Origin of the sequence: Paenibacillus sp. FSL R5-0517, from assembly GCF_037974355.1 — a bacterium.
Taxonomy (GTDB): Bacteria; Bacillota; Bacilli; order Paenibacillales; family Paenibacillaceae; genus Paenibacillus.
In genome coordinates, this window is record NZ_CP150235.1 from 5074131 (window position 1) to 5093327 (window position 19197).

The 19197-nt window shown below is 46.7% G+C and carries 17 protein-coding genes; 9 read left to right on the plus strand and 8 right to left on the minus strand.

The features are described from left to right. Positions 1 to 12: 12 nt before the first annotated feature. The 4 genes from MKX40_RS22655 to MKX40_RS22670 form a co-directional block, all read right to left on the minus strand. Complete coding sequence (locus MKX40_RS22655; RefSeq protein ID WP_339236419.1) at positions 13 to 1638, minus strand: helix-turn-helix domain-containing protein; 1626 nt, start codon at positions 1636 to 1638, stop codon at positions 13 to 15. A gap of 214 nt (positions 1639 to 1852) precedes the next feature. Then, positions 1853 to 1978, minus strand: a complete 126-nt coding sequence (locus MKX40_RS22660) for a hypothetical protein (protein WP_339236422.1) — start codon at positions 1976 to 1978, stop codon at positions 1853 to 1855. Positions 1979 to 2037: 59 nt separating this feature from the next. Then, positions 2038 to 2538 carry a hypothetical protein gene (locus MKX40_RS22665; protein ID WP_339236425.1) on the minus strand — a complete coding sequence of 167 codons (501 nt, stop codon included), beginning with the start codon at positions 2536 to 2538 and terminating at the stop codon, positions 2038 to 2040. Continuing rightward, a complete protein-coding gene (locus MKX40_RS22670) occupies positions 2538 to 3098 on the minus strand; it encodes a hypothetical protein (RefSeq protein WP_339236428.1) in 561 nt (186 codons plus the stop codon). The genes MKX40_RS22665 and MKX40_RS22670 overlap by 1 nt, the downstream gene beginning before the upstream one ends. Before the next feature lie 182 nt (positions 3099 to 3280). Here MKX40_RS22670 and MKX40_RS22675 point away from each other — a divergent pair, with 182 nt between their 5' ends. Both MKX40_RS22675 and MKX40_RS22680 read left to right on the plus strand, forming a co-directional pair. Continuing rightward, positions 3281 to 5473 (plus strand): sensor histidine kinase, encoded by a 2193-nt coding sequence (locus tag MKX40_RS22675; RefSeq protein ID WP_339236430.1) that lies wholly within the window; start codon positions 3281 to 3283, stop codon positions 5471 to 5473. Next, the gene (locus MKX40_RS22680) at positions 5460 to 6170 is read left to right on the plus strand and encodes a response regulator transcription factor (RefSeq protein ID WP_339236433.1); all 711 of its coding nucleotides are present in this window, start codon (positions 5460 to 5462) and stop codon (positions 6168 to 6170) included. Before MKX40_RS22675 ends, MKX40_RS22680 begins: the two co-directional genes overlap by 14 nt. Before the next feature lie 194 nt (positions 6171 to 6364). On the opposite strand, the gene hcp is transcribed toward MKX40_RS22680, so the two are convergent. Continuing rightward, the gene (gene hcp / locus MKX40_RS22685; protein ID WP_339236436.1) at positions 6365 to 7657 is read right to left on the minus strand and encodes a hydroxylamine reductase; all 1293 of its coding nucleotides are present in this window, start codon (positions 7655 to 7657) and stop codon (positions 6365 to 6367) included. A 312-nt stretch (positions 7658 to 7969) separates the two neighbouring features. Between hcp and MKX40_RS22690 the strand changes: the two genes are divergently transcribed. Then, positions 7970 to 10621, plus strand: coding sequence for a cation-translocating P-type ATPase (locus MKX40_RS22690; protein ID WP_339236438.1), 2652 nt, complete (start codon positions 7970 to 7972; stop codon positions 10619 to 10621). A gap of 68 nt (positions 10622 to 10689) precedes the next feature. Here the strand turns inward: MKX40_RS22690 and MKX40_RS22695 are convergent, their stop codons facing one another. Next, a complete protein-coding gene (locus MKX40_RS22695) occupies positions 10690 to 11073 on the minus strand; it encodes a VOC family protein (protein WP_339236440.1) in 384 nt (127 codons plus the stop codon). Positions 11074 to 11308: 235 nt separating this feature from the next. On the opposite strand from MKX40_RS22695, the gene MKX40_RS22700 reads away from it, so the two are divergent. Next, complete coding sequence (locus tag MKX40_RS22700; RefSeq protein WP_339236442.1) at positions 11309 to 12649, plus strand: MFS transporter; 1341 nt, start codon at positions 11309 to 11311, stop codon at positions 12647 to 12649. Positions 12650 to 12784: 135 nt separating this feature from the next. Here the strand turns inward: MKX40_RS22700 and MKX40_RS22705 are convergent, their stop codons facing one another. Continuing rightward, positions 12785 to 13441 (minus strand): DUF2625 family protein, encoded by a 657-nt coding sequence (locus tag MKX40_RS22705; protein WP_339236445.1) that lies wholly within the window; start codon positions 13439 to 13441, stop codon positions 12785 to 12787. A gap of 104 nt (positions 13442 to 13545) precedes the next feature. Here MKX40_RS22705 and MKX40_RS22710 point away from each other — a divergent pair, with 104 nt between their 5' ends. The 5 genes from MKX40_RS22710 to MKX40_RS22730 all read left to right on the plus strand — a co-directional run bounded on the left by MKX40_RS22710 (position 13546) and on the right by MKX40_RS22730 (position 18368). Beyond that, positions 13546 to 15033, plus strand: coding sequence for a DUF5123 domain-containing protein (locus MKX40_RS22710; protein ID WP_339236447.1), 1488 nt, complete (start codon positions 13546 to 13548; stop codon positions 15031 to 15033). 276 nt (positions 15034 to 15309) lie between these two features. Further along, positions 15310 to 16524, plus strand: coding sequence for an MFS transporter (locus tag MKX40_RS22715; protein ID WP_339236449.1), 1215 nt, complete (start codon positions 15310 to 15312; stop codon positions 16522 to 16524). Beyond that, the gene (locus tag MKX40_RS22720; RefSeq protein ID WP_339236452.1) at positions 16517 to 17080 is read left to right on the plus strand and encodes a TetR/AcrR family transcriptional regulator; all 564 of its coding nucleotides are present in this window, start codon (positions 16517 to 16519) and stop codon (positions 17078 to 17080) included. Before MKX40_RS22715 ends, MKX40_RS22720 begins: the two co-directional genes overlap by 8 nt. A 45-nt stretch (positions 17081 to 17125) precedes the next feature. Then, positions 17126 to 17776 (plus strand): hypothetical protein, encoded by a 651-nt coding sequence (locus MKX40_RS22725; RefSeq protein ID WP_339236454.1) that lies wholly within the window; start codon positions 17126 to 17128, stop codon positions 17774 to 17776. Between the two features lie 34 nt (positions 17777 to 17810). Continuing rightward, a complete protein-coding gene (locus tag MKX40_RS22730; protein WP_339236456.1) occupies positions 17811 to 18368 on the plus strand; it encodes a DUF1697 domain-containing protein in 558 nt (185 codons plus the stop codon). Positions 18369 to 18519: 151 nt separating this feature from the next. On the opposite strand, the gene MKX40_RS22735 is transcribed toward MKX40_RS22730, so the two are convergent. Continuing rightward, positions 18520 to 18963, minus strand: a complete 444-nt coding sequence (locus MKX40_RS22735; RefSeq protein ID WP_339236458.1) for an Hsp20/alpha crystallin family protein — start codon at positions 18961 to 18963, stop codon at positions 18520 to 18522. Between the last annotated feature and the right edge of the window lie 234 nt (positions 18964 to 19197).

Genomic DNA, 19197 nt, shown 5'->3' on the forward strand with positions numbered 1-19197 from the left:
TATTCAGTTGGATTATTGTGCTCTCTCATGATGAGATTCCGTAAGATGGCGAACGATCTGATTAAGTATCAATGCATGTCCCGTAATTCCGTGACCGTCCACCCACAGGTTGGTATCCACATAAAATACACGATTATTTTTTACAGCCTGCAGGTCATTCCATTGCGGACTCTCCCATAGTCTGCTCATATTCTCTTCAGCACTAAAGTGCTGCATCATCCGTTTCTCCACAAAAAGGTAGTCAGGATTGGCTTGCGTGAGCAGTTCAAGTGAACAAGGATTAAACCAGGCTGCACCTGAATCCAATGCTTGCGGCAGTGCCAATCCAAGCTGTTTATATAACAAGTTCGATACCCCGTAGGAATGCCCACCCAGATATCGATAACCAAATGCTTCAACCCTTAGAAGCATGACTGTCGATGCGGATTGAATAATGGGATGCAACTGTCGCTTCGCTACACTGACCTCGTGTTTCATCTGCTGATGCAGTCTGTGGGCCTCTTCTTCTTTGAGAAACCAGCCTGCCAATTGATCGAGCATTGGTTCCACATCTTGATGAAGGCCGGTTAGAATCGGTGCAATTGTGCGCAGCTCTTTTTTGACCTCTTCCGTCAATATGTTTCCAATCAACATCTCCGGTTGAACTTGCCGAACAAGATCTATCTCCACCTCATACTGTGTTACCTCCAGCATTTCTACTCCATGCGCAGTAAATTGTTCACGGTGATGTGGAGACAACAGGATCGGTGTGACCACAACGGCATGGGGAATGACACCCAGATGAATCATGATTTCGCCACAGATGGGAGACAGTGACACGATCTTTCGCTGCGTCATCGTCTGCCTATATTTTTTAGGAGATATGCCCGTTAATTGTTTGAAGCGCCGGCTGAAATAATGGGCATCTTCAAATCCAGACTTCTTGGCAATATCCTGAGAGGTTGCTCTAGTTAATAACAATTCTTCCTGCGCGCGATAGATCCGGTAGTGTGCCAGATAATCCAGAGGTGGCTTACCATATCGCTCACTAAATTTGCGGGAATAATGCCACGGGCTCATACCTGAAATCTGGGCCAACTGCTTGCGTGTGATCACCTGATCATGATGCTGCTGCATGTAATGAACGGATCGACGCAGGCTCTCTTCTGTCGTATGCATCTCGTCCGGCTGAGCTTGGTACAGATGGTCCAACAACTCATGAATCAGATGTTGTCTGCGAACCCATACTGCATGTGGATTTGGAGACACATCCCCGCTTACCCGCTGGCTAAGTCTGCCTAAGCTCCCACCCGTCAGTTGTACCTTCTGGTATCCAGTGTCGTAAGGAACATGCCAATAGTGCTTCACGATTTCTCGTTGGTTCTGAGGCATTGTGTACGTATGGAACTGAATATGCCACCCTGCCAGATCCTGAAGCCCTCCCTCCATCACTTCAATCACGACATTTTCTTCTACCGCAATAAGTTGTCCATAAGAAACTTCAACTGGATGCCCATTTATTTTCCAAATGGCTTTTCCATCCATAAGGAGGATAAAGGAGGGACTCGAAAAATAATGCACCCTGCCCGCAGTCATCCAGACTGGGGTTAAAGGTTCGGATGATAGCCACTGCGCCACCCATGCTACATTGTTCGTCATAAGATTAATCCTTTCCACGCGCTATCTAACGTTGTACGTTCTTTCATTCATTTGACTTTCTATCATTGTACCATTTTGCATTCCTAGCATAAGATGGGGACTATCAAAACCCAAAAAAGAAGCAAGCGCATCACACATGTGTGGTCGGCTTGCTTCTTCTCATGGTCTGTTTTTGTTCCTCAGCAGGAAACAGAATGATTGCGGAAAAGGGGGATTACTTCGCGGCGGCGGTGGTGTTCACTCGCAATTGTTCATTCAATTTCAGCACATTTTCAAATTTCGAAATGCGGTTGCCATTCTTGGATCCGTATATGCCTGGGTACACAGGTATCATAGACATGCTCACCTCCTTTCCTGATCATCCGTTGAAAGATTGCGAAATCGATTGCACAATTTCAATTACACCAACGTTTTTATTTTCAGATAAGACAGAAGGGTATCCAGTTCCGCCGTATAGACATGCTCTGTTCTTCCATTTCGTACCTGACTATCCGTCCGTTTGGCGAACTTGCTGTAAAGCCTGTTAATATAATGGTTATCTGCAATGGCATGGAACTGTAGCGCTTGAATATATGGGTTCTCCTCACAGATCCATAACACCACATCCCGAAGTCCTGCAAAGAACACTCTGCTGCTGCGATATTTTTCAGCCAAGATGGCTGAATCAATGAATGCCATGTGCCTGTCTTCCGTATATCGATACTGAATGAATGCACTCAACTGCCCCTGCTCATCGTCGAATAAAAGCAAATGTGCTTGCTGTACCGTACTAATCAGATGGAGCAAAGCATCATGCAGCATATATTGCTCATCGAACTCATCACTGTTTGTCAGATAAAACCGGGCAAAACGGGCATAATCCTCGTCCTTTAATGTATCGTGGGCCTTGAGTTGCAGCATCAAGACGACTCCACCTTTCCATGTTTCTCCTTCATCCTTGAGTCTCGCTCAAAAGAAGCGAGGTATGAACGAAGCTCTGCAAGCTGCACAACGTAAGCATTTAGCTCCCCTTCTTCACCGATCATGCTTGTAACTTGCTTCGCAATTTTGGAGAATAACCTGTGGTTGGCTTCTTCACTGAGAGCCCAGAACCTAATTTCCTGCACAGGTTCCTCATCCGCATATTCATCCAATTGTTCCACCAAGAACTGAAGACCCTCGATAAAAATCCTGCTTCGGCGTTGCTCATGTACAATGAAAGCCACCTGAAGCTGAATCACATGTCGATCCTCATAATCATGCTCTCCCGTGCCATGAATATATCCAAACGCACCTGCCACCTCATCCTCATCATCAAAGCATAACATCGCCCCCCCAGCCATAAGCAGTGGGCTAGAAATATAGCTGAGTGTCGTCGAAAAGGAATAGGGCAGCTTCAATTCAAGATAATGAGCCAGTAGAAAGTCCATATATCTATGCTGGTACATATAGGTTGAACATTTAGCAAAGTAGTGACTCATACGTATGTTCCCTTTCTATTACCGGGTCTTTATCCCTACAAGTTATGTGGTCTATTGTACTCACGTTAGTTTAAGTTTTGTTTAAGTCCGGGAAATTTCGCCAAAAATCTTCTTTCTGCAAACCCGGGAACCATCTATAATAAAAAAATATACGATCTTACCCTGGCCGGAGGTCACCCTAGATGAAGCTTATCCCATCGGCTCGCAGTCTCATCCGCAAACGAACTTTTCATCTGAGAAGCCTGTTCCTGCTTGTGATTGCTACCGGAATTCTGATGATATATATATCAAAAACAGCCCCATTAATAGCAGTTTCAGACCACGCGCTAATCTCCGCAGAACACGGAGTCCTGGATATGTCTGATCGTTCTGACTCCATCTTGCCCAATGTGACTTTGGATGGCGAATGGGAGTTTTACTGGCGTCAACTGTTGGAACCGATTGATTTTCAAGCTGCTGCCCCACCTGTACCTGCCTTTGAACAAGTACCCGAGCCCTGGATATCGTACCAACAGGACAACGATTCATTTCTACCCAATGAAGGCTATGCAACCTACAGACTGCGAATTCTCCTTCCGGATGAGCGATCAAGCAGTTCAACACTCGCCCTTTATTCCAAGAGCATCGCCTCGGCTTACCGAATCTGGATTAATGGTCAACTGCAAGGTGGCAATGGTACTGTTGGCACGGATCATTTCTCCGAGAGTCCAAAAAGTTATCCCAAAGTCATCTATTTCGAATCGCATCCTGGATGGAACGAAATTGTCATTCAAGTGTCCAACTTCTCACAGCGAAATTCAGGCATCTGGCAGAGCATGGAGCTTGGAACAGCAGAGAATATCTCCTGGCTACGGATTCTTCATATCGCCGCACAGTCAGGTATTGTCGGGATTTTTGGTGTGATGGCACTATATTACGGACTGGTCTACCTAAACCGCAGAAAAGAATTTTCCGCTCTGCTGTACAGTCTGCTCTGTCTGTCTGTGGGTGTACGTACGGTGGTACTTGGTGAATCGACAGCGTTATATCTTCTGCCTGATCTTCCATGGGAGTGGGCGGTCAAAGCCGAATACATATCCGTCGCCCTGACGGCATTATTGCTCATTTTGTTTATTAACAGGGAATATCCCAAGGAATCTGTATCCTGGGTGTCGAAAGTCGGCGGACTTGTTCTGCCGGTTTTTATCCTGTTATTCCTGCTCACACCGGCTCGTGTATATACCTATGTTCTGACACCTTTTACATGGGGAGTTCTGTTTCCTTCACTGATCTATACACTCTATATGTATGTCCGATCTGCGTTCAGACGGAGAAAGGGTGCTGTCACCAGTATGATCGGTTTTGTGTTTTTCATGGCCTTTGCCCTGAATGATATGCTCTTCTACACGGTCCATTTACCCACGGAGGACATGCTCTCCATCGGGTTGCTTATTTTTCTGTTAACCCAGGCGTATAATCTGTCTTCCCGCTTCTCGCGAGCATTACGGCAAAAGGAACAACTGTCCCTACAGCTTCAACGAACGAACCAACGGCTGGAACGAACCGTGGAGGAGCGAACCCGTTCATTGCGGCAAAGCAATGCAGAGCTTCAGGAAGCTAACCAGAAGATGGCTGAATTCGAGTTGTTCCGTGTTCGGCTCCTGTCTAACATCTCTCATGAGCTGAGCACACCGATCACATCCATTAAGGGTTTCGCCAAAGCGTTGCGAGATGGCATTATTACGACCGAAGCACCTAAGTATGTGAACCGGATTTACACACGTTCCCTCCTACTCGAACGAATGATCCATGATCTGATTGAGCTTACGAAGCTGGAGACCAACCAGGTGCAGTTTCAGATGCAGGACCTTCATTTGCTCTCATTCGTGCAGGACTTGTTCCAAAAATATGAAGCAGACGTAGAGACGCAAGGTATCCATTACCGTCTGAATCTGCCTGTGGAATCAAACTTCGGGCACATGGACTCCGGTGGTTGGATCGTGAAACTGGATCCCATTCGAATCGAACAGGTGCTGTCCAATCTGATCTCGAATGCACTGCGATTCACGCCTCAGTCCGGCACGATCTGTGTGCGTCTTCATCTTGAGGAAACACCCCTAACAGAAACAGGATGGACCGCCTGCATCTGTGTTGAGGATACGGGCACGGGCATTCCGCCGGAGTGGCAGGAACGAATCTTTGAACGTTTTGAACAAGCCAGTCAGCAGCTTGGAGCTGAACACAGAGGTTCAGGGCTGGGGCTCGCCATCTGCAAAGAAATTATGTATTATCACAATGGAGAGATTGGGGTAACCAGTGAGCCAGGTTCAGGCAGTCAGTTCTGTTTTCGGTTACCCGCCTGGAGAGGAAGGTTGCCGGAAGATGACGTACACTGAGGAGCGCCGACGCATTCTAATTGTGGAGGATGATATTGATATCGCAGATCTGGTCACGATCTATCTGCATAATCAGAACTACATAACTCATGTAGCGCATACGCTTGAAGAAGCTACGAAGCTGCTGGAACAGCGACGCCCTGATCTCATTTTGTGTGATATCATGCTGCCTGACGGAACAGGCACCGACTGGATACGAGGGCTTCGGAAGAGTGCTGATCTGCCTGTCATTTTTCTCAGCAGCCGGCAGGAAACCGAGGATATCGTTCAAGGGCTGGAACTGGGGGATGATTATATAACCAAACCGTTCGATCCGGATATTATGGTCGCCAGGGTCAAAAAAAGACTACGACCTGCACCCTCCACATCTGAAAACATGGTTGCCTCTGGTGAGAACGTATGGCGTGACGGCTGGCTCGATCTGCATTTTGGCCGCTTTGAAGTCCGGGTCAACGGCAAAGAGATTAGCTTACCTGCTAAAGAACTGCAACTACTGTTCCTCATGGCAAGTCGTCCAGGGCACGTTTTTAGTACAGACTACCTTTTTGAACGCATATGGGGGCTGGATAACTGGAGTGATGTTCGCACGGTCATGGTGCACCTTCATCACCTGAGACGCAAAATTGAGGATACCTCCAGTACCCATCGCTACATTATCACCGTTCGAGGGATCGGCTACAAATTCCAGGCACGGTAAGATGGAGCGTAGCAGCCCTATGTATTTCACTTAATAGACCTGCTACATCCGTTAAACGAGAACAGAGGGCTACCCTATAAAGTCATGTTATGACTTTGTAGGGTAGCCCTCTTCACCTTTCCAAGTTTCACATGGTAAATAATCCATTACCAGGCCCACTAAGACCCCTCGCCCCAAATTCCAATGAACTTAACTTATGATAATGCCAACATCGCGTTCATATCTTCTTCTGCCGTTGTAATTAACTTCAGACCAAACATATCCACGAGTACATCCAAGACCCCTTCGGATATGAATTCAGGCGGTTTCGGTCCAATCCGAATATCCTGAATGCCGAGGCTGAACAGGCCGAGCAGGATCGCAACTGCTTTTTGCTCAAACCAGGACAGCACGATGCTGACCGGTAATTCGTTGACGGTACAGCCAAAAGCATCCGCCAAAGCCAATGCAATTTTCACCGTAGAACCGGAATTATTGCATTGACCCAGATCGATATAACGCGGGATACCCGTGTCTCCGACCGTACCGTAATCCACATCGTTGAAGCGGAACTTGCCACAAGACGTGGTCAGAATCACAGTATCATTCGGTAATGATGTCGCGAGTTCACGATAGTAGTTGCCGCCTTTACCGGGTGCATCACAGCCTGCAATGACAAAGAATCGACGGATATGGCCGTCTTTCACCGCTTGAATGATCTCAGGCGCAAGCCCGATCACGGTTTCATGGTGGTATCCTGTCGTTAAGACTTGCTCCGACTGTACATCAGCCGCAGGCAGTGACAATGCACGCTCAATCAGAGGTGAGAAGTCATCATCCATAATCTTGGCCACACCCTCCAGACCCGCCACTTCATACGAGAAAAAGCGGTCTGCATATGTTCCTTTGATCGGCATGACACAGTTGGTCGTTGCGAGAATAGCACCCGGAAATTGTTCAAAGAGTCTTCTTTGATCGTACCAGGCTTTACCGATATTGCCCTTCAGATGTGCATACTTCTTCAGTGCCGGATAACCGTGGGCAGGTAACATTTCCGAGTGGGTATAGATGTTGATTCCTTTCCCTTCGGTTTGACGAAGCAGCTCCTCCAATGCATACAGATTATGTCCCGTCACCACGATACACTGTCCTTCGATCTGATTCTGGCTAACCGTAATCGGTTGCGGTACACCAAAGCGGTCCGTATGCGCACGATCCAGCACGTCCATAATGCGGATGGCTGCATTACCTACCTTCATCGCCATATCCAGATGTTCCTGCACATTAAAATTCGAGTTCGTTAATGTCATATATAATGCCTCATGTGTAATTCGATCCACCTCAGGATCAGAATATCCCAACTGGCGTGCGTGTGTCGCATAAGCAGCGATTCCTTTTAACGCAAAGATCATCGTATCCTGCAAACTTGCGATTGTTTCGTTTTTGCCGCAAACCCCTACCACGGTACACCCGCCACTCGGCGTCTGTTCGCATTGATAACAAAACATATGGATTCCCCTCCAAACTTAGATTAAAACGCCCTTCGTTATGTAATAGCGTAACAGACCCGAATATGCGCTAGTGTGATGGTGCACACAGTTTTTGCTCTAGCTCTATATTGTTTTTGTAGACCATCATGCACACTGGAAATAATAATATTCGAAAAAAGGCATATCTCGGATCATTATGAAAAATACTGTATACAGCTAAAAATCGTATATCATCCATAATCTTAAAAAAATACGGAAACGAAACGATTCTAGATTTTGTCCGTAAGGGTAATACACAGAGAGAAATCTACTATTCAAGGAGCTGGTCAATTGCAACATTATAGACACAGTGCGGAGGAAACCCTTCAGGATGTACAGAGTTCCTCTAAGGGACTCACAACCTCCGAAGCTGCAAAGAGACTTGAAACCGAAGGATATAACGAATTAAAAGGGAAAGATGCAACACCTGTCTGGAAATTGTTCCTTGAAAATTTCAAAGATCCGATGGTCATCGTGCTGCTGATTGCAGCTGCGGTACAGGTTGTACTTGGACACCTGATTGAATCGTTGATCATATTCCTGGTTATTTTGCTTAACGCGGTAATCAGTGTAGTTCAGACCAAAAAAGCCGAGAGTTCGCTTGACGCGTTAAAACAAATGTCTGCGCCCGAAGCCAAAGTCATTCGTGACGGGCAGAAAAAAACCATTCCGGCGAGGGAACTCGTTCCCGGTGATATTGTTATGTTGGATGCAGGTGATTATGTCCCGGCTGACGGGCGTATCCTGGAGTCAGGAAGTCTGAAAATCAACGAGGGTATGCTGACCGGAGAATCCGAAGCTGCGGAAAAACACGCGGACACCATCCCGGATGAAGCTCCAATCGGAGATCGTCGCAATATGGCCTTCAGTGGTTCACTGGTCGTATATGGACGAGGCATGCTCGTTATTACAGGTACGGCTCTCAAGACGGAAATTGGTAAAATTGCCGAACTGATCGAAAATGCCGAAGCCAAGAACACGCCGTTACAGCGCAAGTTGGAATCATTCAGCAAAAAACTGGGCTTTTTCATCCTGGGGTTGTCGATTCTCATCTTTGGCATTGAAGCCGGTCGTGTATGGTTGACCGAAGGTACGGAGAATATCGGGCCATCCATCGTAAATGCACTGATGTTTGCTGTAGCTGTTGCGGTTGCTGCCATTCCAGAGGCACTTTCCTCCATTGTGACGATCGTATTGTCACTCGGAACCAATAAGATGGCCAAACAACATGCGATCATTCGCAGACTGCCTGCCGTGGAAGCACTCGGTTCTGCCAGCATCATCTGTACGGATAAAACAGGAACACTAACTCAGAATAAGATGACTGTTGTGGATTATTACATTCCCCATGGCACCAAGGAAGAATTCCCCGATGATCCCGATCAGTGGTCGGAGGAGGAACGACGTCTGTTACATATTGCAGTGCTCTGCAATGATTCGAATATTAACCAGGAAGGCAAGGAACTCGGTGATCCAACCGAAGTGGCACTTATTGCCTTCAGCAACCGGGTGAACAAGGATTACAATGAAATCCGTGACCAGTTCCCGCGTGAAGCCGAGCTTCCTTTTGACTCGGATCGTAAGCTCATGAGTACCGTTCATACCTTTGAGGGACAGACGGCTTTGCTAACTAAAGGTGGACCAGATGTGCTGTTCAGCCGCTGTAGTCATGTGTTTATCAACGGCGAAGTTCAGCCCCTCACACCCGAGATTCGCACACAATTTGAAGAGAAAAATGAGGCCTTCTCCAAACGTGCCTTCCGCGTACTGGCCTATGCGTACAAAAAATTTGATGACAAAAACCAGGTCACTATTGATGACGAGCATGATCTGACACTGGTTGGTCTGACAGCGATGATTGACCCGCCGCGTGAAGCGGTATACGGGTCGATTGAAGAGTCCAAAAAAGCCGGCATTCGCACCATCATGATCACCGGAGATCACAAAACGACGGCTCAGGCCATCGGTGTGGATATCGGCCTTGCCGAACCGGATGATCTCGCCATTACCGGCGCCGAACTGGACAAAATGTCCGATGAAGAGCTGGATCAACAACTTGAACATATCTCGGTATACGCCAGAGTATCACCTGAGAATAAAATCCGGATCGTGCGTGCATGGCAGCGCAAGGGCAAGGTTGCAGCGATGACCGGAGATGGAGTCAATGACGCACCTGCGCTGAAACAGGCTGACATCGGCGTAGCGATGGGTAGCGGAACGGATGTCGCCAAGGATGCCGCTGCCATGATTCTGACGGATGATAACTTTGTCTCCATTGTGAATGCAGTCAGTGTTGGGCGGATGGTATTTGATAATATCAAAAAAGCGATCGCTTACCTGTTCGCGGGTAATCTCGGTGCTATTATCGCGATTTTGTTTGCTCTGGTGGTTGGCTGGGTGAATCCGTTCACGGCCCTTCAACTGCTGTTCATCAATCTGGTGAACGACTCCCTGCCTGCCATCGCTTTGGGCACAGAGAAGCCCGAGCCAGATGTCATGCGGCGTAAACCACGCGATATTAACGAAGGCATCTTCGCAGGTGGAACCCTGCAAGCGGTCATTACGCGTGGTGTCCTGATCGGTGCAGCTGTTATCGTCTCCCAATATATCGGGCTTGGCATCTCGGAGGAAATCGGCGTAGCTATGGCCTTCACCACCTTGATTCTGGCACGCAGTCTGCAAACATTTGCAGCACGTTCCAATACACAAACCATCTTCCAGGTGGGCTTCATGACCAATAAATTTGTGCTTGGTTCCATTCTGGTATGTCTCTGTCTCTATGCAATCACACTGATTCCAGGTGTTCGCGGCGTCTTCGCTATCCCGGATACATTCGGTTGGAATGAGTTCCTGATTGCAGGCGGACTCGCTCTTGTTGCCGTCATTCTGATGGATGTCATCAAGTGGGTTCGCAATCGCGGCAAACAAGTTACTGCGGCATAAGCTCTTCAGATATCGTACGTATGCACAAACAGGCGCCCGTGATCGGAGCGCCTGTTTCTGTATCAAATTCACCCCTGTTTGATGCCAAAAGCGATCCATCGTCCATCGATATCCTCGATCACAAACTCCTTGTTATTATAGTCTGTATGATTGAGGGCACGTACAATCTTCACATCTGCGTTGATCAATTCCTGTTGAAGCTCTTCCTGGTTCTTGGTAATAAAATAGGCATCATATCCATAACCATATAATTCTCTGTTGGGAATGACTTTCTGTCCATTACTTTGGGTTAAAATAATCTCGGTAAGATCACGATAAAGACAGATATGAGGTTCGGCTGCATTGAGATATTCGACCACACGAAAGCCCATCTTTTTTTCATAAAATTGTGCTGTTCGCTTCATATCCAACGTCGGAAATACGCTGTGGGACATTAATAGTAAGTGATCCATACTGTAAACTCCTTATAAAATAATCAATCTAGTTATGTATTCCAACCATCATTTTACCCAATTTCAGGGAACTAGTCTATAAATTAAACTCTGCATTACATAAATTTAACTGATATCCAGTATGACATTATTGCCATATAATAAAATGAAGTGTAAAATGATATATTGCTTTTCATCACATTTTCATCCATGCTCAATCCGAATTCACATTCATAGATAAGACAGGAATGGTTACGTGAAAGATAAAATTGTCATGCCACTCTGGACGTGCTGTTTGTTCATCGTTGTGATGAACACCACCATGTTCAATGTTTCATTGCCCGTCATTATTCATGATCTACAGATTACCTCAGACCTGGGTTCGTGGGTCATCTCAAGTTATTCCATTGGTTACGCCCTGTCAACGGTGATATACAGTCGATTATCAGACCGAATTCCGGTACGCAAACTGCTCACGGTCGGGCTTCTGATCCTGGGGTTATCTTCATTGCTGGGGTTGTTCGCACATAACTTCGCAATCCTGTTGCTCACACGCATTCTGCAATCTGCAGGTGCAGGGGTGATGGCTGGTCTGGGTCTCGTCATCGCGAGTCGTTACATCCCGGTGGAACGGCGCGGAGCTGCCATCGCACTCATCTCATCAGGCAGCGCCATGGCTTTTGGACTTGGCCCCATTGTCGGCGGACTTATTAGTGAGTACTGGGGCTGGAACGGACTTTTTGCCATAACCGTGCTTGTCCTGCTCGCCCTGCCTGTCCTGCTCTATTTTCTCCCACGTGAATCCGTCAAAACGGATCAGCCGTTTGATGTTATTGGTGCCATACTAACCGTCATTAATGCAACTACACTTCTCGTCGCGATCACCCAGCAGTCCTGGTTATGGTTAGCTATTGGCGTTATTTCACTTGTAGCACACCTCCTGTATATTCGGAAAGCGAGTCTTCCGTTTGTGAATCCACAAGTGTTTCGAACACCAGGATACACCCGCTTAATTCTTATAGGATTCTGCGTGCTGGTCGTGAATCTGGGCAATCTGTTCTTGATGCCGCTTGTGCTCTCAGATCTCTATGGACGCTCATCGCTCGCCATCGGTTTGCTGATTGCTCCAGGAGCCATTGTTGCAGCATTCTGCACCCGTTTCGTCGGCCGCTGGATCGACCGTTATGGCAATATGCGGTTTATGATCATCGGACACATCCTGCTCGCAGCGGTACTTGCCTTATTCATGCTCGGACTGGATCAATCCGCCCTGATCATTACCAGTGGTTATCTCTTTTTCTCACCGGCACTCTCGGCATCCATGGCTTCATTGAATAATGAAGCGTCACGTGTGCTGCCCAAATCACAGATTGGTTCAGGAATGGGCATGTTACAATTGATTCAGTTCTTCGGTGGATCGGTATCTGTAGCGGTATGCGGGTTGCTGTTGCACAGCATTCCGGGAGTATCAGTAGAGGAAGCTTATCATGTGGTATACGCTTGTCTGTTGCTCGTCTGCGTTGTTTCACTGGGTCTGACCGTCTGGCATAGCAGAGCTTCACGCTCTGGCATGGAACCTCTTGCATCCGGTAGTTAAATTGTTCAACAGAGAAAGGCTCGCGCCTTAGCGCGAGCCTTTTTACGAATTCGGACAGGAGGTTTCAGTTTCAAAAATGAGTATGCATTCCATGAAATAGCCACCACTCCTTATCCTTCTCAAGCAGCATGCCGACTATTTCCCATCCAGGGCTGACTTCCAGGCCTCCATGATGCTAATTGGGGATTTGCTACTGCTCTCGCCGCCACCTTCCTTGGTCCAAAGTGGTGGATAATATGCAAATACTTGTCCCGTCTGGAGCTGTGCCATATCCTCCTGCCAACCTTTCCAGCGAAACGTCTGATAGAACTGCCCCAGATCGCCATCCGCCAGCCAGTTAATGAACTCTGAATATGTCAGTTCTGTCGATTCCCATTCAAGTGTATCCGGTGCAAAATAATAGATATGTCCCGTACGGCCATACTTGCCTGTATCCAGTCCGAAGAAACCACCTGCCGCATCATATGCGACGATCATCATACCTTCCAGAACATCTACCCAAGGTTGCTCACTCACACCATTCCAACTGGTGAGGCTTCCATATGTACTGTCACCACCCGCACCAAGCAGCGTGATCCAGCCATGGTCAAGTACGATACCTTCTGTCTCATAAGCAACAACTCCCAAATAGGATTTCGTACTTATTTGCAGACGATAGAGGGTATCCTCTCCCGCCTCCTGCTTTGCTGGAACATACACATATGTATTTTGCCCGCTATCCAGAAGTTCCTTGAGTTCTTCCCATGCGTGATTCTCCCGATCTACTAATTCAGCTACAGTTAATGTATTCATGAGCAGTCTCCTCCCTGATTTGATAAAAAGCATATCATGGCTTATTAACCCGTTCAAATCTGCTATAATCTAGCTTCGCAGGTAAATATAAAGGAGGAACAACTTTGATTCGTACAGTTTTGCTGATTATTCCAATTCTATTGTTATTCGCATCTGGTTGTCAGAACCGTACCCAGTCCATGAAGACACCCGTTTCTGTTCAAAAGTTGGATCCTCAGGTCATCCATTACATATCCCCCCATGGAAACGACGCGAATAAAGGAACCCTTCAATCTCCGTGGAAAACGTTACAGCACGCAGCCGACCATGCTTCGCCAGGAAGTACGATCTATTTGCGTGAAGGTGTCTATCATCAGAAAGTCAAAATCACCCGGAGCGGCCATTCCTCCGGTAATCCGACCCTATTTGCCAGCTATCCGCAAGAGAATGTCGTCATTGATGGAGAAGGCCTCGCTGTTCGAGGCATCGAAGGACTGATTGAAATTGATAATGCCAGTTATATCACCATTCAAAACCTCGAAATTCGTAACTTCACGACCACTCTGGGGGGCCAGGTTCCAACCGGGATCTATGTCCACGGGGCAGGTGAGCATATTCAGTTGTTGGGTAACACCATACACGCGATCGCTAGTTACGCACCTCCTGAGGGTCCCAATTTGAGGGGCAGGGATGCCCACGGTATTGCCCTATATGGTACAGAGCACCCTCAAGCATTACGCGATATCATCATTAAGGATAATGAATTGTATGATCTTACCCTTGGTTCCAGTGAGTCACTTGCAGTCAACGGCAATGTCGATACCTTTGCCATACAGAACAATATCATCCATGATTCCGACAACATTGGTATTGATCTGATCGGGTATGAGGGTACGTCCGAAGACGACACGTACGATCAGGCTCGGAACGGCATTGTACGAGGCAACGAAGTATACGATATTACGTCCAATAACAATCCTTCCTATGGAACAGACCTGCCCAATGATAGCAACTCGGCGGGTGGCATCTATGTCGATGGCGGGAAAGATCATATCATCGACCAGAACCGGGTATACCGGAGCGACATCGGAATTGAGATAGCCTCAGAGCATGCCGGGCGTTCAACCAGCAACATTACCGTGCGTGATAACCTGATCTATTCCAACCGATTGACGGGCATTGCCATGGGAGGTTATGACGATGAACGTGGAGCTACCGAGGATAGCAAGATTATGTACAATACGCTTGTAGGGAATGACACCCTGAATGCAGGCAATGGACAGTTATTCATGCAGTCACGGACGAAGAACAATACGTTCATGCGCAATATTCTCGTATCGGGCAGCTCGGAAGTCCTGATATACAATGAATATACAAGCAATACCGGCAATATATTTGACTATAATGTCTATTACTCACCAGGAGAGCAGGAAGATGCGCTGTGGGTTTGGAAAAATAAGGCCTACTCCGGCATCGCCGCCTACCTAAAGGGATCTGGTAACGATGCACACTCCATATATGTGGATCCGGCATTTATGAATGAACCGAGCGAAGATTTTCGCCTCCATGCGAATTCTCCAGCGAAGTCGTATGGCTATCTTGCTCCGCGGTAACGTTAATCTGATGCTATTCCAGTGGGATTAGCCCTGCCTATTTTCACACCAATTAAAGAAGCCTGTGTTATGTGGGATCACTTCCCCATATGCACAGGCTTCTTTTCGTTTCTTTTGATACAATCCAGCTCTTAATTTCTTACCATATGGGCTGAATCTCACCTGCACCAAAAAAATCATGTTTGCATAACGAAACGCACTTTACAATCTGACCATCGTCAGGTAAAATCATTTCAACATGTCGGCCGACAGAGATCAATATACATGGAGGATCCTATGAGCACTTCGACTACCAGCCCTACACCTCAGCAACTCTGGGGAAGATCATTTATTTTCATCATGTTAGCCAACGCACTATTGTTTATGGCCTTTGAAATGTTACTCCCCACCTTGCCATTATTCGTTTCCAGTTTGGGTGGAGAAGCTTCACAGATCGGTCTTGTTACCGGCATATTTATGTTTTCTGCCATTTTGATTCGCCCCTTCACATCCGTCTTAGCAACCCGAATAGATAAAAAGGTTCTGTTAATTATCGGCATAACCGTCTGTGCATTAATGACAGGTACATACTACCTATCGTCAGGTATTGGGATGATCCTCGTGTTTCGAGTGATCCATGGATTCGGATTTGGTTTGGCAACGACCTATTTTGCGACGATTGCTACAGAAAACATTCCAAGCGATCGCCGGGGAGAAGGCATGGGGTATTTTGGGGTAGGCGAGACCGTCGCCATATCCATCGGTCCCTTGATTGGTACCAGTCTGTTGTTTAAGTATGACTATCAGAGCCTGTTTATGGGAGGCATGTGCATTTTGCTGCTAGCTCTCCTGATGGCCGTGTTTGTTTCCAGAAAGCCCAAGGGGTTACCTAATCACGAAAACGCCGAACTTCCAGCTGCAACCGTCAAGTTGATCGAAAAGAAAGTACTGTTCCCTTCGCTGCTGATCATGCTGGTTGGCATTGCAGCCGGCTCCATCATGTCCTTTGTGGCTTTATTTGCCGCCGAGAGAGGATTCAACAATGTCGCCTGGTTTTTCTTTATCGTTGCTATCGCCAGTTTCACTGTTCGGTTGTTCTCTGGGAAAATGTTTGATCGACACGGTCCAGGCTCCGTGTTGTTGCCTTCTGCGGTGTTTGCAATCGCAGGACTGTTGGTTCTAATTATCGCCCAACATGATGTGCAATTCCTGATCGCTGGCGCGTTATACGGCTTTGGCTTCGGTGCCATATTCCCGGCGATTCAGACCTGGTGTGTGAACCTTGTGGAGGAACATGAGCATGAAAATGCGATGGCTTCCTTCTTTAATTTTTTTGACCTCGGGATTGGCGGTGGTTCGTTGATCCTTGGCGTGGTGGCTTCTGTATTTTCCTATACAGTGGTGTACGCTATCGCTATAGGCATTTTTGTGGTATATATCTTGTTATATTTGGTATACTCCCAAAAACAGCAGAGGTATACCGCTCGCCAACTGGAGGTAGACATTGAGTAAAAAACGAATCAAGGAAATTGCCATTCAACATTTTAATCGTCTGGGTTACGAGGGGACCAAGATGGCGCAGATTGCCGAAGAGGCAGGCATTCGCAAGCAATCTCTGGCCTATCACTATTCATCCAAAAAAGCGTTATTGCTGGAGTTATACGAGGAAGTAGTGCAGGAGGAACAGCAGTTTGTACGCCAATTTTTCAGTGAGTCTGTTACCCAAACTCTGGATCAGCAGCTGTACGCCTTTTTGCATGAACACAAAAATCGTTTCCTGACCCATCCAAACGTGGCTTTTATGTATATCCTGTCGTTCATCACACCACTGGAGGTACATGATTTTGTGTTGGCCCAATATCGAACGTATCTCGGGACACTGAAGGAAGAGTTAGCAGCCGTCTTTACCAAACATCCGGATATACGCCTCAGTTCGGAAGAAGCCACCGTGGCCTTTGTGACCATGATGGATGGATTGGACGTACAGCTCGTATATGAGACACGGCAATCTTATGAACAAGCGCTGGCGATTACCTGGAATGTCTTCTGGTCAGGCATCCAGCGCTAACCAATGGATACGATGAAACTACACAAGTAGGAGGAATCAGACAACATGCAACAACTGGATGCGGCCTTAAGCCGTTTTGTGGAACAGCAGGATTTATATAATGAAGCTTATGGGCTTTTCAAAAATCATGATCTTCGTCCGCGCAAACACCATCACCAGCCGGAAGTAGATACACGAATACCGCTTTCACCGGAACTTCAATACCTGTACAGTCATTATGAAATGATGGATGCAGACGCTGAAGGTACACTCAAAATGAAAAATGCCGCCGTCGAGATCGGTGATGCCGCATTGATCTTCTTTGTTGCACCTGAACATCTGCTTCGTCAGCAACTGGGGTTCCGCTGGATTGGCATGAATGAACCTTATGAGGAGTCCTCCACTTGGCCAAAAAATCATGTCGTCATCGCAAACTTTAACGATGATCCTTTAATTGTGGATGTGGAAGCACCGCACTCTCCCGTATATGCCGCTTTTACAGGTGGAGAACCCAACCGTGTTGCCGATTCGCTGTCTGACTTTTTCAATGCTCTAGCCATCCTCATTGAAGCGGCACGGAGCTATGCCGGAGAATTGAAAGATGAAGAAACCTATGAGACCAAGCCAGAGGTTCTGGAACAAGTGGAGCCTTTATTGCAGGATCTGTTGGGAGAAGAATATACTGCTCATCTCTTCGAGTATCTGTCATTTTGTTAAACCGTTGAATTGAAGAAATTGGAGGGGCATCCCTATGATCTATGTAGCCTTGCTGCGAGGTATTAATGTAGGCGGGAACAATAAAATGAACATGAAACAGCTAAAAGAAACGTTTGAACAAGCTGGCATGCTGGATGTCGTTACATACATCAACTCTGGCAATATTATTTTTGCTGATCATCAAGAACGTGCTGATTCGAATAGGGAGATATCCCTACTGTTGGAACAGGCCATCGCGGCTGATTTCGGCTTACAGATCAAGGTGATGGTGCGGAATATGGATGAAATCCAAAGCGTTATCGAAACACTCCCAGCGGAATGGGTTAATGACGACACAGCCAAAAGTGATGTGATGTTCCTCTGGGATGAGATCAACGAGCCCTCCGTGCTGGATCAACTGCCCATCAAACCCGAAATCGGCACACTGATGTATGTTCCCGGTGCCATTTTGTATTCAGTCAGCAGAGAGGATGCATCCAAAAGTGGCATGAACAAGCTTGTGGGTTCCAAAGTCTATGCTTATATGACCGTAAGAAACGTGAATACCACACGTAAGATATATGCACTAATGCAGGCAGCAGCCGAGAAATAAATTGGAATCAGCAAAATGGATATTCAATCTGATGTTCAACGATCCCTCTTCCAATTCAGTCTAAATTAAAACATGCAGAAAACATCCTTATGGATGTCTCCTGCATGTTTTTCATCATATAAGGAAGCAATTGATTTCAAATCTCTATGGTTTAGTCAATTTGAATGCGTCTGCGAGATGGATCATCACCAGGGCGTTTTGGAATCTCAAGCTTCAGCACACCATCTTCCAATCTGGCCTTGATATGCTCCTCATCAATATGATCTACATAGAAACGCCGGATAAATTCGCCTGAACGACGCTCCTGCCGAATGATCCGATTGGAGTCATCCTTCTGTTCCACCAGCTCATTACGTTTGGCACGAATAATCAATTCTTTACCTTCAACTTGAATGTCTATATTCTCTTTGGCAATGCCCGGAAGCTCGGCTTCTACCCAATATTTGTCTTCATCCTCACGAATGTCGGTGCGAAATGGCTGCGAGCCAGTCCCAAAAGGCGAGAGAAATGAGTTCTCAACCATGTCATTGAAGGATTTCAACATGTGTCCGAACGGGTCTTCATTTCGTTTACGAAACGGAATCAGATCAAACATGAAAATCAGCTCCTTTTGTGTGGTTGGTTTATTGGTGTTGCTTACATTGATTATTATAATACTCGTGCAAACAAGGCTCAAAGTCCGTAAAAGACGAATAAAACCGATCTTCTTTCACCATGGTTCATTATTATAAAATAGATCCTTTTTTCTTTTATTTTTGACCTTCTTTGACTTTCTGACTTTGTCTGACTATAACATATGAATGTTTTACATAACTTGCTGGCTTCTCTT

Bases quoted from the DNA above. Each gene is read 5' to 3' on its own strand.
- MKX40_RS22670 (WP_339236428.1), bottom strand. From the start codon at position 3,098: ATGAGTCACTACTTTGCTAAATGTTCAACCTATATGTACCAGCATAGA.
- MKX40_RS22705 (WP_339236445.1), bottom strand. From the start codon at position 13,441: ATGAATACATTAACTGTAGCTGAATTAGTAGATCGGGAGAATCACGCA.
- MKX40_RS22725 (WP_339236454.1), top strand. From the start codon at position 17,126: ATGCAACAACTGGATGCGGCCTTAAGCCGTTTTGTGGAACAGCAGGAT.
- MKX40_RS22735 (WP_339236458.1), bottom strand. From the start codon at position 18,963: ATGTTTGATCTGATTCCGTTTCGTAAACGAAATGAAGACCCGTTCGGA.
- MKX40_RS22715 (WP_339236449.1), top strand. From the start codon at position 15,310: ATGAGCACTTCGACTACCAGCCCTACACCTCAGCAACTCTGGGGAAGA.
- hcp (WP_339236436.1), bottom strand. From the start codon at position 7,657: ATGTTTTGTTATCAATGCGAACAGACGCCGAGTGGCGGGTGTACCGTG.
- MKX40_RS22680 (WP_339236433.1), top strand. From the start codon at position 5,460: ATGACGTACACTGAGGAGCGCCGACGCATTCTAATTGTGGAGGATGAT.
- MKX40_RS22730 (WP_339236456.1), top strand. From the start codon at position 17,811: ATGATCTATGTAGCCTTGCTGCGAGGTATTAATGTAGGCGGGAACAAT.
- MKX40_RS22660 (WP_339236422.1), bottom strand. From the start codon at position 1,978: ATGTCTATGATACCTGTGTACCCAGGCATATACGGATCCAAGAATGGC.
- MKX40_RS22655 (WP_339236419.1), bottom strand. From the start codon at position 1,638: ATGACGAACAATGTAGCATGGGTGGCGCAGTGGCTATCATCCGAACCT.
- MKX40_RS22695 (WP_339236440.1), bottom strand. From the start codon at position 11,073: ATGGATCACTTACTATTAATGTCCCACAGCGTATTTCCGACGTTGGAT.
- MKX40_RS22665 (WP_339236425.1), bottom strand. From the start codon at position 2,538: ATGCTGCAACTCAAGGCCCACGATACATTAAAGGACGAGGATTATGCC.
- MKX40_RS22675 (WP_339236430.1), top strand. From the start codon at position 3,281: ATGAAGCTTATCCCATCGGCTCGCAGTCTCATCCGCAAACGAACTTTT.